Annotated in this window: 17 protein-coding genes; 13 read left to right on the top strand and 4 right to left on the bottom strand. The window is 26.0% G+C overall.

Annotated elements, in window-relative coordinates; genetic code table 11:
• The first annotated feature begins 81 nt into the window (after window positions 1–81).
• From ABVS04_RS13210 to ABVS04_RS13185, 6 genes are read left to right on the top strand one after another with little or no spacing between them, the layout of a single operon-like run.
• Window positions 82–534 (top strand): MarR family winged helix-turn-helix transcriptional regulator, encoded by a 453-nt coding sequence (locus ABVS04_RS13210; RefSeq protein ID WP_368031227.1) that lies wholly within the window; start codon window positions 82–84, stop codon window positions 532–534.
• 55 nt (window positions 535–589) lie between these two features.
• Window positions 590–1,156 carry a YceI family protein gene (locus ABVS04_RS13205; protein ID WP_368031226.1) on the top strand — a complete coding sequence of 189 codons (567 nt, stop codon included), beginning with the start codon at window positions 590–592 and terminating at the stop codon, window positions 1,154–1,156.
• A gap of 26 nt (window positions 1,157–1,182) precedes the next feature.
• Window positions 1,183–1,386, top strand: a complete 204-nt coding sequence (locus tag ABVS04_RS13200; protein WP_368031225.1) for a CDGSH iron-sulfur domain-containing protein — start codon at window positions 1,183–1,185, stop codon at window positions 1,384–1,386.
• An 8-nt stretch (window positions 1,387–1,394) separates the two neighbouring features.
• Window positions 1,395–2,162, top strand: a complete 768-nt coding sequence (locus tag ABVS04_RS13195; protein WP_368031224.1) for a class III extradiol ring-cleavage dioxygenase — start codon at window positions 1,395–1,397, stop codon at window positions 2,160–2,162.
• A gap of 32 nt (window positions 2,163–2,194) precedes the next feature.
• Window positions 2,195–2,698, top strand: a complete 504-nt coding sequence (locus ABVS04_RS13190) for an NADPH-dependent FMN reductase (RefSeq protein WP_368031223.1) — start codon at window positions 2,195–2,197, stop codon at window positions 2,696–2,698.
• 3 nt (window positions 2,699–2,701) lie between these two features.
• Window positions 2,702–3,406: a pirin family protein gene (locus ABVS04_RS13185; protein ID WP_368031222.1), complete on the top strand. Its 705-nt coding sequence runs from the start codon at window positions 2,702–2,704 to the stop codon at window positions 3,404–3,406.
• Between the two features lie 25 nt (window positions 3,407–3,431).
• Here the strand turns inward: ABVS04_RS13185 and ABVS04_RS13180 are convergent, their stop codons facing one another.
• The gene (locus tag ABVS04_RS13180; RefSeq protein WP_368031221.1) at window positions 3,432–4,355 is read right to left on the bottom strand and encodes an AEC family transporter; all 924 of its coding nucleotides are present in this window, start codon (window positions 4,353–4,355) and stop codon (window positions 3,432–3,434) included.
• Between the two features lie 97 nt (window positions 4,356–4,452).
• Between ABVS04_RS13180 and ABVS04_RS13175 the strand changes: the two genes are divergently transcribed.
• The 5 genes from ABVS04_RS13175 to ABVS04_RS13155 all read left to right on the top strand — a co-directional run bounded on the left by ABVS04_RS13175 (window position 4,453) and on the right by ABVS04_RS13155 (window position 10,534).
• Entirely contained in the window at window positions 4,453–5,280 is an 828-nt protein-coding gene (locus ABVS04_RS13175; RefSeq protein WP_368031220.1) for a LysR family transcriptional regulator, read from the top strand.
• A 333-nt stretch (window positions 5,281–5,613) separates the two neighbouring features.
• Entirely contained in the window at window positions 5,614–6,057 is a 444-nt protein-coding gene (locus tag ABVS04_RS13170) for a hypothetical protein (protein ID WP_368031219.1), read from the top strand.
• A gap of 96 nt (window positions 6,058–6,153) precedes the next feature.
• The gene (locus ABVS04_RS13165; protein ID WP_368031218.1) at window positions 6,154–6,768 is read left to right on the top strand and encodes a TetR/AcrR family transcriptional regulator; all 615 of its coding nucleotides are present in this window, start codon (window positions 6,154–6,156) and stop codon (window positions 6,766–6,768) included.
• 34 nt (window positions 6,769–6,802) lie between these two features.
• Window positions 6,803–7,501: an efflux RND transporter periplasmic adaptor subunit gene (locus ABVS04_RS13160; RefSeq protein ID WP_368031217.1), complete on the top strand. Its 699-nt coding sequence runs from the start codon at window positions 6,803–6,805 to the stop codon at window positions 7,499–7,501.
• A 3-nt stretch (window positions 7,502–7,504) separates the two neighbouring features.
• The gene (locus ABVS04_RS13155) at window positions 7,505–10,534 is read left to right on the top strand and encodes an efflux RND transporter permease subunit (protein WP_368031216.1); all 3,030 of its coding nucleotides are present in this window, start codon (window positions 7,505–7,507) and stop codon (window positions 10,532–10,534) included.
• A 57-nt stretch (window positions 10,535–10,591) separates the two neighbouring features.
• Here the strand turns inward: ABVS04_RS13155 and ABVS04_RS13150 are convergent, their stop codons facing one another.
• From ABVS04_RS13150 to ABVS04_RS13140, 3 genes are read right to left on the bottom strand one after another with little or no spacing between them, the layout of a single operon-like run.
• On the bottom strand, window positions 10,592–11,254 hold the full coding sequence (locus tag ABVS04_RS13150; protein WP_368031215.1) for a response regulator: 663 nt from the start codon (window positions 11,252–11,254) through the stop codon (window positions 10,592–10,594).
• Window positions 11,247–12,839, bottom strand: a complete 1,593-nt coding sequence (locus ABVS04_RS13145; protein WP_368031214.1) for a sensor histidine kinase — start codon at window positions 12,837–12,839, stop codon at window positions 11,247–11,249. Before ABVS04_RS13145 ends, ABVS04_RS13150 begins: the two co-directional genes overlap by 8 nt.
• Entirely contained in the window at window positions 12,829–13,917 is a 1,089-nt protein-coding gene (locus ABVS04_RS13140; RefSeq protein ID WP_368031213.1) for an ABC transporter substrate-binding protein, read from the bottom strand. Before ABVS04_RS13140 ends, ABVS04_RS13145 begins: the two co-directional genes overlap by 11 nt.
• Window positions 13,918–14,146: 229 nt before the next feature.
• Here ABVS04_RS13140 and ABVS04_RS13135 point away from each other — a divergent pair, with 229 nt between their 5' ends.
• Both ABVS04_RS13135 and ABVS04_RS13130 read left to right on the top strand, forming a co-directional pair.
• The gene (locus ABVS04_RS13135) at window positions 14,147–15,844 is read left to right on the top strand and encodes a 4Fe-4S binding protein (RefSeq protein WP_368031212.1); all 1,698 of its coding nucleotides are present in this window, start codon (window positions 14,147–14,149) and stop codon (window positions 15,842–15,844) included.
• Window positions 15,834–16,607, top strand: a complete 774-nt coding sequence (locus ABVS04_RS13130) for a molecular chaperone (RefSeq protein ID WP_368031211.1) — start codon at window positions 15,834–15,836, stop codon at window positions 16,605–16,607. Before ABVS04_RS13135 ends, ABVS04_RS13130 begins: the two co-directional genes overlap by 11 nt.
• Window positions 16,608–16,615 lie beyond the last annotated feature (8 nt).

Raw genomic sequence — 16,615 nt, 5'->3', positions numbered from 1 at the left:
CTAGAAAGTTTATTAGAATTTGTTATTAAAATACTTGACATTATTACTAATTAGTACTATAATTCTGCTAGGAGTATGTAAATGAATGAAAAACACTTAAAATCTTATGGAATTAGAACAGATAAATCTATGAAAACAGTTGTTAGATTAGAAAGAACTAATTTAAAAATCAATAATTTAACAGTAAATCATTTAGCAAAACATAACCTAACGTTTAATCAATTTAAAGTACTAGAGGTTTTATATCACTTAGGGGATTTAAATATAGGCTCTATTACAAAATTAACAATGAGTACACCTGGAAATACGACAGTAGTAGTTAGAAATCTTAAAAGAGATGAATGGATTACTTCAGTTAAAGATCCAAATGATAGTAGAGCATCAATTTTGTCTATTACACAAAAAGGTAAAGAAATTATAGAAGAAGTGTTTCCAAATCATGCAAGTAATTTAACAAAAGCAATGGAAGTTTTAAGTGATGATGAACTTAATACTTTATATGAATTGTTAAATAAGGTTTATAAAGCAAATTAATATTTTTTTGCTTAAATAGTACTAATTAGTAATATAACATATAAAAAGGAATAATATGAAATTTTTAAAAATAGGTTTAGCTTCAATAGTAGCTTCAAGTGCGCTTTTTGCAGGAACATATAATGTAGATACAAGTCATTCAAATATAGGATTTAAAGTAAAACATTTGATGATTTCAAATGTAAGTGGAAAATTTGATAAATTTAATGGTAATTTTGAATACGATGAAAAAACAAAAACATTAAAAAGCTTAAATGGTGAAGCAAGTGTTGCTTCAATTAATACGGAGGATGAAAAAAGAGATGCTCACTTAAAATCAGCTGATTTCTTTGACTTAGCAAATAATCCAACACTTACATTTAAATTAGATAAAGTTGATGGGGATACTGCTTATGGAAAATTAACTATTAGAGGTATTACAAAAGATGTTAAACTTGATTTTGAAAACAATGGAATAGCTGTTGATCCATGGGGAAATACGAGAGTTGCATTAGAATTAACTGGAAAAATTAATAGAAAAGATTTTGGACTTAACTGGAACAAAGCTTTAGAAACTGGTGGTGTTTTAGTTGATGAAACTGTTAAATTAAATATCGAAGTAGAAGGAATTTTAGCTAAGTAATTAGCTAAAATTTAATAGGAAATAATATGGCAATAAATTTAGAAGCAAATAAAGAATATTACTACTGTACATGTGGTAAAAGTGAAGATGGAATTTTTTGTAATGGTTCACATAAAGGTACAGAATTTACTCCAAAAGTTTTTACAGTATCTGAAACAAAAGAGTATCATATTTGTGGCTGTAAGAAAACAGCTAACCCACCATTCTGTGATGGCTCACACGCGAAGTAGATAATATAATGAATCCTACACTATTTATTTCACATGGTGCTCCAAATATAATTTTGAGTGACTCAAAATCAAAAAGAAATTTTCAAAAACTAGGTAAGAAATTAACTAAACCAAAATATATTATTGTTATTTCAGCACACTATGTTACAAATGACTTAAAAATCATAGATCCAAATGCAAATAAGATTATGTATGATTTTTATGGCTTTGAAGATGAATTATATAAAGTCATGTATGAAATAAATAGTGATAAGGATTTAGCTTTGAATCTTATGAATAAATTAAAAGATTTAGATATAACTATTTCTATTGATAATGATAGAAATAGTTATGATCATGGAGTTTGGAATGTTTTGTCTTTATTATATGAAAAACTTGATATTCCAGTACTTCAATTAAGTATTCCTTATTCTTATACTCCAGCTGAATTAATTAATTTAGGTGAGAAATTAAAAAGTTTTAAAGAGGAAGCATTAATTATTTGTAGTGGTGGTGTTACACATAATCTTGGGGATATGAGTTATAGTTCTACTGTAAAAACTTATGCAAAAGATTTTAATGAAAAAATTAAATATATTATAGAAAATGCAGAAGAAAATAGTTTATTAAATATAAAATCTGATATTAATTTCCGTAAAAACCATCCATCTACTGAACATTTTTTACCATTATTTATAGCTTATGGTAGTGCTATAAATAAAAAAGGGCTATCAGTTAATAGTGAAATACAATATTCAAATATTTCTATGGAAAGTTTTATTTTTGATGAAAAATAAAACTAATTAAATAAATTCACAAAGGATTAAAAATGGTACTAATACTTGTAGCAAGTTTAAATGAAAATATAAAACTTGCAAATACTATAAAAAATAAATTAGATAAACAAAATATAGATTCAAAAATAATAAAGTTAGTAGAATTAGAACTACCAATGTATGATACATTAAAAGAACAAAATGATGGAATTCCCCAACTTGCTTTAGACTTAGCAGAAGAAATGGAAAAAGCAAGTGCTTATATTTTTGTTTCTCCTGAATACAATTTTGGTGTTCCACCTGTTCTTGTAAATACAATAGCTTGGATTTCAAGAATTGGCGATAATTTTAGAAAATTATTTACAATGAAAAAAATCCAATTGGCAACTCATTCAGGAAGTAATGGGCAAGATTTATTAAATGCACTAAGAAGTCAATTTACAAGACTTGGAGCAGTTGTTATGCCAAGAGAAATTATTGCTACTTACCAAAAAACTTGTAATGAAGATAGCCTAGAAAGAATTTTAAGTCAATTTACAAATTTTATAAAGGAGTAAATAATGTTAAAAAAATTACCAAAAGAGAAAATGGGTACGTCAAATCTTGGGTGGTTAGAGAGTCGATTTCATTTTAGTTTTGCAGAATATAGAAATCCAAATAATATGAATTTTGGAGTTTTAAGAGTTCTAAATGATGATATTATTCATGCAAATTCAGGGTTTGATACACATCCCCACTCAAATATGGAAATCATTTCTTACATTGTAAATGGAGAAATTACACACAAAGACTCAATGGGAAATAGTGAGACTTTAAAAAGAGGTGAAGTTCAATACTTAAGTGCAGGTGATGGAATATACCATAGTGAACATAATCTTCATAAAAGTGATGATTTAAGACTTTTACAAATTTGGATTATTCCTCCAAAAGCTGGACTTCCAAGACTTTATGGCTCAAAAAGATTTGAAGAAATTGATAGAAAAAACAAATTATTAAATATAGTTTCAGGACAAGAAGGAAACGCTGATATAAAGATTTATCAAGATATAAATATTTTTGTTAGCCAATTAGATTCAAATAAAAATTTAGCTTTTCAAATAAATGAAAATAAACAAGTTTATTTTGTACAAATTGAAGGAAAATCAAATATAAATGGAATTGATTTAAATAATGGTGATGCAATTGAAATAATAGATGAAAAACAATTAAATATCAAAGCCTTAGAAAATTCACATTTTTTATTTGTAGAAATGGCAAAAGTGTAAATCTAACTAAGGTATAAATAAATTATTAGTTCATATACAAAAACATCACAAATGGTATATAAAACAAAGATATAATCGTTGAGATAAATACAGCCAATGACATCTTGTCAGGTTTTACATTTAGAAGTGTTGCTACTGTTACTGTATTTCCTGCAAGTGGCACAATAGAAAATAGAAACATAATAGAATAAAAACCATCATTTAGAAAATGAATAAATGTTTTATCAAGATATATAAAAGCCAAAATAAATAAAGGCCAAAATATAAATTTAATACCCATAGCATAAGATATAAACTTCAAATCAAAAGAGTTATTTGATTTCATTTTTTCCATACCCATACCAAGTAACATCATTCCAAGTATTGCATAAGCTCCTTTTATGTACTCAGTATAATTTACAAATATTTCAGGCATTTTAAATCCATATATATTTAAAGCAACACCTAAAATAAAAGCATAAAGAACTGGTAGTCTTAAGACTTTTATAATACTTTGCTTAGCTGTAAAATGTCCCTTTGCAGTGATATAATATCCCACAGAATTTTGATAAAGGATATTTGATAATACTGTAAAAATAAATACATCAACTAAATTTGGCTCTAAAAATAAAATAGCCAAAGGAATGCCAATATTTCCAGTATTTCCCGTTGAAGTACTAAAAGCTAGTAAATTTGCAGTATTATCACTATAAACTTTTTTAAATAAAAATAAAAGAACAAATGCCAAAATAGTACTTGCAAAGAAAAAAAATGTCGGTAAAAAAAGTACAGATGCATCAAGTTTTACACTAATAGTTGCATTAAAAACGATAAGAGGTGCAAGTATAAAAAGTATAACTTTTGCAATAGTATCTTTGTCACATTTTAGTATCCAAGTACTAAGAACTCCTAAAATAATACTAAAATATAAGGGAAGGGTTTTCCCTAAAAGAGTTAAAAATACAGTCATAAAATAAAGCCTTTTAAAATATTTTTCGCTAGTATATTATGAATAGTTATATTATGTCAAATAATATATAATCATATAGAATATAATGGATAGTAATATGGAATCAGCACTTTTAAAAGTTTTTGTAGCAGTAGCAAATGAAAAAAGTATCTCTTTAGGTGCTTTATCTTTAGGTTTCACACAATCAAATGTAACACTTAGAATTAAACAGTTGGAGAAAACTTTAGGGTATAGTTTATTTCATAGAGTTCCCTCAGGAGTGATACTTACAAAAGAGGGTGAAAAGCTTTATCCAATGGCAATAGAAATTGTAAAAAAAGTTGAAGAAGCACAACTAAAGATGAAAAATATTACCCATCAAGAAACACTAAGAATTGGTTCAGGTCAAGCAAATGCAGCTATTCGACTTCTCCCTTTTATGCAAAAATTAAATAAAAAATATCCAAATATGCAAATAGAACTATATGCAAATGCAAATCCACAGCTAATGGAACATCTACTAACTTATAAACTTGATGTGACATTTATAACAGGAAATCCAAATCACAAAGATATAGTGATTTTAAATAGATTTAATGATGATATGTATTTAGTAGATTCAAAACACAAACAAAGCGAAAACTGCCTTATAGGATATAAAGTTGATAGTTCTCATTATAAATATCTTGTAAATTATACAAAAGAGCAGGGAAATTTGGATTTTAAATCAATAATTATTGAAAATTATGAAGTGATGTTAGGTTGTGTAAAAGCTGGAATGGGAAAAGCTTTTTTATCTAAAAAAATAGTAGAAAAATATGGATATACTAATGATTTGAATTTTACAAAAATTGATAATAATGATGAGTTAGAAACATATCTTATTTGTAGAAAAGACTATATTCCTATGATTGGGGATTATTTAAAAAAGATGAAATTAGATTGATTAGGTGTAGTATTTGAATCTAAAGAATTTAATATAAAAGAGCCAATCAAAATCAATAAACAAAATCAAAATTGATGTATTGAAATTTCTTCTGCAAGTGTACCTATTCTATTATCTCTTACCCTTGCATAAATTTCATCACCAACTTTAAATTGTTTTATATCTGTTCCAATTTTATTATTTTTCCTAGAACTGTTTATAATAAACGTTTTCCTTTTATATCTTTACTTAACTTAGTATAATTAAGCTTTTTAAATAAGAATATGCAACTATTTATGTTGCTATAATTTAATCTTTAAATTAAAAAAAATGATTTTAATAAGGCTAAAATAAATGAATTTAGAGCAAATACAAGAACAATTAATAAAAGATTTCGATTTTGATAAGACTTTAGATATTCTTACAAAATTAGGTGAAAACTACTCTAAACACGATTTAATCGAAAATGCTAGAAATTTAATAAAAATGACATACACCTCAAGAGAAATGGATGATGTGTTTTTCTACGCAGCTTACTTAGTAGCTTCAAGAGCTTATATAGAAGGAAGAGAAGTTCACTATAGTTTAAACTTTTCAATAGATATCCAATCAAATGTTGAGTTTGATTTAAAAGAAACATTTACTCATAGAATTGTAAGTGAAAAAGAGTTTATATTAAGGGAAGAATTAGCAAACTTATTAGAAATGAATAAAACATATTTTGAAGATAATAAAAATGATAAATTTATAGAATCAAATATTTTGAATATAGAAGAGATTTTAAAAATTTTAGATTAGAAAATATTATTAATATATTTTCTCTTGACAAGTACAAAAAAAAGATGTACTATTTTATTAATGACTGACGGTCATTCATTAATGAAAAGGTATCTTATGGCAAGAATTATTGACAAAGAGGAAAAAAAGGCTAGCATAGCATTATCAGCGATAAAACTTTTCTGTGAAAAAGGAATACAACAAACAAGTATAACTGAAATTGCAAAAAGTGCAGGTGTTGCAAAAGGAACTATATATCTTTATTTCAAGAATAAAGAAGAGATAGTTTTTACTATTTGGGATATTCTTTCTGAACAGCATCAAGAATTTTTTCAAAAAAATATTACAGAAAATATGCGTGCAAAAGAAAAAATCTTACATTATTTGAATTTTAATGAATTTAAAGAAGATGTTGATAAAGAACAAGTACTTAAGCTTTTCCAACATTTTGTAAGTTCTATGCTTATTGATGAAACTCAACTTTATACAGAATACTTCGAAAGCTTTTTCCAAAAAGATTATGATTTAATTTCTTCGTATTTAAATGAAGGTGTTGAAAAAGGGGAATTAGTTATTGATGATGTAGATACTTTAACAAAAACAATAATTTTACTTCTAAAAGGTTTGTTAGTTAAATCAAAAGCATCAAATATGAATTTCACAGAAACTCAAAAAGCCTTTAATAAATATATCAATTATTTACTTGAAAATTGTACAAAAGAGATTTTATGAACAAGACCGTAAAAAAATTTAAAGAGGCTATATAATGAAAAAAATTTTTATAATTGTATTATTTATGTTGAATGCTTTATTTGCAGAAGATATTTATGCAACTTTTGATGTGGTAAGCCAAAAAGAGTCTGAACTTGGACTTTCTGTTTCAGGAATTGTTACAACATTAAATGTGAATGTTGGTGATAAGCTAAAGAAAGGTGATTTAATTCTTTCTTTAAATAATGCACAAGAAAAAAATGAATACGAAACTGCAAAAAAAAATGCAGAACATTCGGCTAAAACTTATGCAAGATATGCAAAAATATCTGATGTTATAGACAAAGAAAAAATTGAAAATTATCTTTATGATAAAGAAATTACTCAATTAAATGCCCAAAATAAAGAGATAATTTTGAAAAAAACTGAATTACGAGCACCTTATGATTTGGTAGTTACTAAAAAAAATATTGATTTAGGTGCTATTGTTTTAGCTTCTCAAACGAAACTTATTGATGTTATTGCTTTAGATGATGTAAAACTAGTATTGAAATTTGATGAAAAATATTGGCAAAAAATAAAAATAGGACAAAAGTTTGTTTACAAAGTTGATGGAAGTGATAACAATTATGAAGGCCTTATTACAAAAATATATCCAAAAATTTTAAATGAAACAAGACAAATGCAAGCTGAGGTAAAAGCTGTAAATCTTATGCCAGGTCTTTTTGGAAATGGCACAATAAAAGCAGAATAAAAAATGTATAAATTAGCTATAAATCGCCCAATTACAACTTTAATGGGTGTTCTTACATTTATTGTTTTTGGATTGATGTCATATAAAAGTATGCCTGTAAATCTTTTCCCTAATGTAGATTTTCCAATTGTTACAGTACAAACCACATACAATGGAGCTGATCCATCTACTGTTGAAACAAAAGTCACAGATAAAATAGAAGAGGCTATTTCAAGTGTTGATGGTATTGATAAGCTTATGTCAACAAGTTACGAGGGCTTTAGTGCTGTAACTATTCAGTTTAAACTTACAAAAGATTTAGATGAAGCTACAAATGATGTAAGAGATAAAATTGGTGCAATAAATTTACCTTCTGAAGTTGATACTCCTATTGTAAAAAAATTAGGAGGAGCAGGAGCTGTTATCAGTCTTTTTATTGCTTCAGAGGGAAATGATACAGCTTCATTGATGAGACTTGCAGATGAAAAACTTAAACCTCAGTTACAAAGAATAAAAGGTGTTGGTGAAGTTAATATTTTAGGTTTTCAAGATAGAGAAATTCGTATTTTTATAGATCCTTTTTTATTAAATAAATATAATCTTACTTCTGCTGATGTAAGTAGTATTATTCAAACACAAAATATTAAACAAGGTGTTGGAAAACTTATTAATCAAGACCAAGAGATTATTATAAAAGCTCAAGGTGATGCACAAAATATTCAAGAAATTGGAAATTTATTAGTAAAACCAGGTGTTAGATTAAAAGATGTTGCAACTATAAAAGATGGATTAAGTGATGCGAAAAGTTTTTCTTCTTTTAATGGACAACAAGGTGTTACTTTAGAAGTTAAAAAAATATCTGGTGAAAATGTTTTAAATATTATCACTGAAGTAAAAAAAGTACTTCCAAAACTTCAAGTAATTGCAGGTGAAAATACACAAATAAAAGTATTACAAGATCAATCTGAAAAAATCATGGTAAATATTGATAATGTTCAATTTGACCTTATTTTTGGGGCATTTCTTTCTGTTTTTATCGTATTTGTTTTCTTAAGAAATACAACAGCAACTTTTGTTTCAGCTTTAGCAATTCCAACTTCTGTTATTGGAACTTTTGCTATTATTGATTATTTGGGATATGACTTAAATCGTCTAACACTAATTGGACTTACACTTGCAATTGGGATATTTATAGATGATGCTATTGTTGTAATTGAAAATATTATGAAAAAAATGGAAGAGGGGAAAACTACATTTCAAGCTTCTTTTGAAGGTGCAAAGGAAGTTGCATTTTCAATTCTTGCAATCTCATCTGTTTTATTAGCTGTGTTTGTTCCTGTGGCTTTTATGGATGGAATTGTAGGAATGTTTTTCAACTCATTTGCAATGACTGTAGCTTCTGGAATAGTAATTTCTTATTTGGTTGCTATTATGTTTATTCCAAGTATCTCAGCTAGGGTTTTAAGTACAAAAGAGAGTCGTTTTTATCATTTAACAGAGCCAATCTTAAATGCAATTGATAGAACTTATGTTTCTATATTGAGATTTCTACTTCGTTTTAAAATAATTACAATTATTTTAACAATAGCTCTTTTACTTGCTTCAACGCAATTAAAAGTTGGAATGTCATTTTTGCCAATGCAAGATAATGCAGAGTTTCAAATCACAATAAAAGCACCTGTTGGAATAAATTTAGAATCTATGAAAAAAGTTATAGCTCCCTTTGATGATATGTTAAAAGAAGATAAAGATATTTTATATTCAATTTCATCAATTGGATACAACTCAGCTCAAGAATTACATAAAGGTAGAATTTATGTAAAACTTAAAGCTTTAGGAGAAAGAGAAAAAAGCCAAGAAACAATAATTCAATACTATAGAGATAAAATTTCTTCAGTTGAAGGTATGACTATTTCTGTTGAAAAAGTAGATGATTTTGATACAGGAACAACAACAGCACCTGTTCAAGTTGTAATTACAGGAGATAAACTAGAAGAACTAGATGTTATTTCTTCTAAATTAATGAATATACTAAAAGAAACTGCTGGAGTTGTAGATATTGATAGAGATTACGAGGATGGTAAACCTGAAATTAAAATTGGTATTTTAAGAGAAAATGCTCAAAGAGTTGGAGTTAGTGTTCAAGAAATTGCTTCTATTTTAGGAACAGCATATTCAAGTGATAGCGCCGTTTCTTATTATGAAGACAATGGAAGACAGTTTGATATAACTGTTCGATTAAAAGATAGTTTTAGAAGTTCACTTGATGATTTAAAAAAATTACAAGTTCGTAATGCAAATGGTCAATTTGTAGCTCTTGATGGATTAATAGAAATAAAAGAAACATTAGGAAATGCTTCAATAAATAGATTTGATAGAGAAAGAAAAGTTTTAGTAACAGCAAATATTTTTAATACTTCTCTTGATAAAATTGTAGAAATAATTGATGCTAAAATGCCTGAAATTCTTCCGATTGGATATAATTATCGTTATACAGGAGATGTTGAAAATATGGTAGATACAAATAAAGCTTTTGCTTCAGCTGTGCTTTTAGCTGTAATATTAATCTATCTTATTTTAGCAGCATTGTATGAATCACTGATTCAACCGTTTATTATTATGATTTCTATGCCTTTATCTTTTACAGGAGTTATGGTTGCCTTATATTTAAGTGGCTATTCATTTAGTTTATTTGTAATGATAGGTATTATTTTACTTTTAGGAATGGTTGGTAAAAATGCTATTTTAGTTGTGGATTTTGCAAATAGGGCCATAAAAGATGGAAAAAATATTGATGATGCTCTTTTAGAAGCTGGAGAAAAAAGATTACGTCCAATTTTAATGACAACTTTTGCAATGATAGGAGCTATGATTCCACTTGCTTTTGGAAGTGGAGCAGGACATGAAAGTAATGCCCCAATGGCAATAGCAATTATTGGAGGACTTATAAGTTCAACTATTTTAACCCTATTAGTTGTACCTGCTATTTATAAATTTATGTATCCACTTGATGCATGGTTGAGAAAATGGTATGAAAAAGGTATTGTTAAATAATAAAGTATATAAAGGTAAAAGAGATATTTCCATATCACTTTTGCCTTTTATTTAAAATTAAAGATTCTCTAAAGCACTTTCATTAAATCTATAAGTTTTATGTTGAACTTTTACTAAGATATTTTTTTCTGCTAACTCTTTAAATAACTTAATAAGTGTAGGTTTTGAAATTGAAAAACTATCCATTATATCTGTATATGAAGCAGTAAATAAATTTTGATTATCAAGGTTATTTAGAATATATTTTATAATTGCAACTTGCTTTCCATCTGTTATTGCTGAAATTGTTCTAATTAGATTATTATTTTTTTTAATCTCTTTTTTTTGTACAATTGGAAGTAAGATATCATGTAAACTATTTAATAACTCTTTAATATTTATAGGTTTTACTATGTAGTTTTCTACTTTTAATCTAATTGCATCTAGTAAATATTGAGTATCTGTATGTGCTGTTGTTAAGATTGTAGGAATATTGATATTCTTATTTTTTATATGTTTTAAAAAATCAATTCCATTTTCATCTTTTAATAAAATATCAGAAATAATCACATCAACTCTCTTATTTAGCAAAATATCTAATGCTTCACTTATAGTTTTTACAGCATAAATATTATTTACAAAATCTTCTAAAATATCTTTGGTATGTTTTAATAGATTTTCATCATCTTCAAGATATAAGATATTAAAATCATGTAAAATATTTAAGTCATTGTTATTCATCATCACTCTCTTTGTAGTTATCTTTAATAGGTATTTTTATTGTAAATAAAGAACAATCAAAAACTCTTTCATCTTTAATTTTATGCTTAATATTTTTACAAGATAATTGACCTTCCATATGTTTTTCAATTATTTGTTTAGACATATAAAGTCCTATTCCTGTTCCTGCACTTTTGTATTTTGTAGTGTAGTAAGGCTCAAAAATCTTTGCTAAGATTTCTTGGGGTATTCCCCCTCCATTATCTACAATATTCACAACAAGATTATTTTCAAATTTGTTTACAATTATTTTTATCATTCTATCATTTTTATTAACATTAGAACATAAAGCATCCTTTGAATTGGTGATTATATTTAAGAATACATGAGATAGCTCATTGTAAAAGCTGTCTATTTCTAAATCTTTTTTTATGGTTAATTTAACTTTGATATTCTCTTTTGTTAATAGATATTTAGAAAGCTCAATAGAGTGTTCAATACAATTTTTTATTAAAAATTTACTTTTTATTTTATTTGGTGAGAAAAAGTTTTTAAAATCATCAAGAGTATTTGACATATTAGAAGCTAGAAATAGGGCATCACTAACTTTTTCATCAACAAATTCAGGCGTTAGTTTTCCTAATAATAATTTAGTTTGAAAACTTTGAATAATCATTGTAATAGAGCCTAGAGGTTGTCTCCATTGGTGAGCAATATTATTTAACATTTCCCCCAAAGATGCTAGTCTTGCCTGTTGAAACATTATGATATCTTTTTTTCTATTTTGAGAAACTTCTTTTGATATTTTTGATTCAAGAGACATATTTAACTCTTGAAGTTCTTTTGTTTTTATATCTACTTTTTGCTCTAAAGAATTATGTAGTTTTTTAAAATTATTTATAATAAAAATAGATAAAATAATAGAAAATAAAAATACTATAAAAATAGATATAATTGAAAAAATTAAAATGATACTAAAGATTTTATCAGTATTTCTTTTTTCATTTATTGCTAAAGATAAATCATAGTTAATTAAACTTGTTAGATAAATAGAAACAGCATTTATTTGAAGATTTAATTCTGAGTGATATTTTTCTTCATTGGAATTTATATTTATTTTTTCGAGTTTATTTTTTATGATTTCCATCTTTTTATTAATATTATTCATAATATTGTTTTTTAGTGCTTTATTCTCATAATAGTTTTCTTCTTTGATTATAAACTTTTTAATAAGAGTTGTTAATATATCTTCATTTTGCACTTTTATTTGGTCTTTATATAAAAGCCAATTTTTATCTATAATCTCTTGAGCTAGTTTTAAAACTTCATTTGTTTGCTCAAAAGAAATTTGTTTTTTCTCAAAATCATCTAAAGTATCTTGTACATTTACTTGAAAAGTATCTTTTATATTTTCTAATTGCATTAAACTTTTTGTTCTTTTATCAAATAAAATATCAAAATCTTGTTTTACCGCAAAGATAGATATTTGTGAAAGAATAATAATACAAATCATTCCTCCAGCAATAATAAAAATTAAAAAAGCTGTTTTATATCTAAACTTTAAATTATCAAAATAAGCTATTAGTTTTTCAAGTTTATTTTTCATTTTTTAGCTCAATAAATTGATTATTTTTGTATTCAAATAAATAAACTGAATTTAAAAGTTGAGTTTTTTCAAAGTTTATATCTATTCCTTCAAGTAACTTAGTTGGTGTTGTTTCTAACATATAAATAAATTTTTCTCTTGTAATATCCCCTTGTATTCTAGAAATTGCATTTACTAAAACTTTTGTAGATAAAAATGCTTCAAGGGATAAAAAACCTAATTCTGCATTTGGATAATACTTGTGCATAAGAGTTTGATACTCAAAAACAACTGGAATATTTGTATTCATATAGCTAGGAACAACTTGTGAAAAAATTAGATTTTGAGTATTTGTATTTAATTTTTCTAGTTCTTTTATCATAGAATTTGCATCACCAAATGATATATTACAAAAAATTGTATCTTTTAAATTTTCATTTTCTTTTGCTTTTTTGATAAATAAAGAGTTTGTTTTATAAGCTCCAATCATAAATATTACGTCAGGATTAGCATCTTTTATTTCATTAAAGGCATGACCTATTGATAGTGTATTTCGTTTATATGAACCCTCAGCTGCTAGTTTTATACCTTTCTTTTTTAGTGATTCTAAAAGTGAAACATAGCCTTCTTCTCCATAATCATCATTTTGATAAAAAACTGCAATTTTATCTAACTTTTTTTGTTTAGCTAAATAATTTATTAATGCTTCAATTTCTTGTTCATAAGATGCTCTAAAGTTTACAAAATTTTCATTTTTATTATCTCTTAAAAACGAAGCCCCTGTAAATGCAGAAAAGAATGGAATATTTTCATCATATAAAATTGGTAATACTCTTTTTACAGTTGGAGTTCCAACAAAGCCAAAAAGAGCAAAAACATTTTGTTCATATATAAGTTTATTAGTATTTTCAAGGGTTAATTCAGGTTCGTATTTATCATCATAAGATAAAAAATCTATTTTCTTATCTTTTATTAAATTATTTTCATTTGCATAGTTTAAATAACTATTTACTCCACTTGTAACTGATTCTCCCCAAGATTTAATAATTCCACTATTTGGTAGTGAAGCACCAATAACAATGGTTTTATTTTTGAACACATCATCTTTGAAATATAAGTAGAAAATAATAAATATAAATATAATTATAGGTAGTCGTTTTATCATACGTTAGTTTACTGAAAGAAATCGAAAAAATACTTTAAATTGATAGTATATAAAAGTAACATTTTATATGAAAAAGGTAAATTTTTTTTTAACTTTTAAGTAGTGTTTAATTTTTAAACAAATAAAATAAGTAAAATATTTTTTACTAAAAAGGGCATAGTTTATGCAAGAATTTATTTATTATAATGCTTCAGGGCTTGATTTCCCTATTAGTGAGCAAATACTAGTGACAAAAGATATTGAAGAATTAAAAGATAAAAATTTTTTAATTTCAAACTCAAAAGAAATTAATTGTGAGTTAAGTGCACAAGAAATAGATTTCTATATAAAAAATACACAAGATATACTATCAAATAAAATAAAAAACGTTTCAAAATTATATGAAATTGCTGCTACTAAATATGATTTTGCGCAAGATATTTCATACTCAGCAGATATTTCAAAAGAACTTCTTTTGATTACAAGTAGATCAGAAGATTATGAATTATTTATATCAAAGATTAAACCAAATGATTTTGAACTTTTCTCAATAAACGAAAATATAATTAAATCAATATCAGGACATATAGGAAATCTACAAGTAATTGTTGATGACGAAGGTGAAGATGTTACTTTAAATGTATCTCAAATAGTTTGGTTTGATGCAAAACAAATAGGATTAGATCAAAGTGGAACTTTTGATCCAAACCTATCGAGTATAGATGATGTAATAGAGACTTTAAAACAAAATATAAACGCATATTCTTATAAAAAATTCACAACTTATGATAAAGAAATTTGTCAATATGATGGTAGAAGAGAAGTTATTTGCAGTAAGTGTGAAGAAGTTTGTCCTACCGTTGCTATTACAAAAGATGATAAAACTAAAACATTAACTTTTTCTCAAATAGATTGCCATGGATGTGGAGGTTGTATATCTGTTTGTCCAAGTGGAGCTTTAGAATATGCTCCTATAAATAGAGAATCAATATTTGAAATGAGTAAGTTTTATAAAGAGACTCACCCTTTAATTATTCCTGAAAAAATGAAAATTTCTGAAATAGAAGTTTCAATAAAAGAAAATGTTCTGCCTTTTGCAATTGAAGGTGAAAAGTTTTTAGATGAATCTTCTTTTTTAACTATTCTTCAAATGTCAGGTTCACAAGTAATCTTTTATAGTGATTTTCTTTCAAAAGGTTCAAAAGATGCAATTAGAATTGTAAATGATATTTATCAAAAAAAATATGCAAAAGATGCAATTTTGGTAGCTATGAATGAAGATGAGTTAAAAAATGCTTTAGAAGAAGTCTCTTTTATCGAAAATTCATATTTTAACTTTAATCAAGATACTCTTAAAAAAAGAGAAATTTTTTCTCATAGACTTCAAAAAATTGTTGGTGAAGATAATCTAGGTGTTGTAAAAACAGGTGAACATGTACATTATGGAAAAGTTATTGTAAATGAATCAACATGTACTTTATGTTTGGTTTGTGTTGGAGCTTGTAATGTAGGAGCTTTAGTTGCTGATGCCAAAGATAATACATTAAGATTAAATCCAAGTTTATGTACATCATGTGGTTATTGCGAAGTTTCATGTCCTGAAAAAGATTGTTTAACTATAGAGCGTGATATAATAGAGTTACAAGCGTCTTGGTTTAAAGAAAGTATACTAGCAAAAGATACACTTTTTGCATGTGTTGAGTGTGGTAAAGAATTTGCCACTACAAAAGCTATTGAAAAAATAGCAGCTATGATGGGACCAATATTTTCTGTTGATCCAGTAAAAGAGCGAAGTTTATATTGCTGTGCGGATTGTAAACCAAAAATTATGATGCAAAGTTATTTTGACAAAAAAAATCAAGGAGCAAATGATGCAAGATAATCAAGCAATAAATAAAGCAAGAGCTTTATACTATAACCTTTTTGCTAATTTTTTTGTAGAAAGCTCAAAAAGTGAAAATTATTTTGAACTAGTAAGATTAATAAATGTTTTAAAAGAAAACCCCCTTGATGAGAGTTCAGGTGAAGCTTTAGAAAATATTTCAACTTCACTTGATCCATCTTCAAATGTAGCTTTACTAAAAGAGTTTGATGATTTATTCCATAATCCAACAACTAAAAAAATAAGACAAACAGCATCATTTTATGATGAGGGTGTTGAATCTGGTAAAAAAAGAGTTGAAATGATTGATTTTGTTGCAAAAACAAAACTTAGACGTGATGAAAAAAACTATTTTGAATATGAAGATTCAGTTGGATTTATTTTTTCTTTAATGGCTGAATTATCAAATCAAATTGCAAATGGAGAAAAAATTTATGAAAATACAGTTCATTGTATTTTTGCACAAATTTTAAATGAATTTATTGAAGAGTTTGCTAAAGATGTATTTGAGCATAATAGTTCTAAAATATACAAAGAGTTAATGATAGTTTTACACTCATTTATTGCTTTTGAAAGATTATATTTAGAAGTTTCAAAAGCTCCTAAAAAAGAGCGTATAATTAAAAAAGAAGAAGCTTGTGAAGTTATTTCAGAAGAAGAGATGGCTAGACGTGCAAGAAATAAGGCACTAAAGGCATTAGGACCAAAAGAAGAAGAAGCTTGTCCTATTGATATTGTAAGTGTTGGAGAAACGGAAGTCTAAAAAGAGGA

This window comes from Arcobacter sp. s6, assembly GCF_040884245.1.
In the GTDB taxonomy this organism is placed as follows: domain Bacteria; phylum Campylobacterota; class Campylobacteria; order Campylobacterales; family Arcobacteraceae; genus Aliarcobacter.
This window is presented reverse-complemented; position numbering and strand designations above follow the sequence as displayed.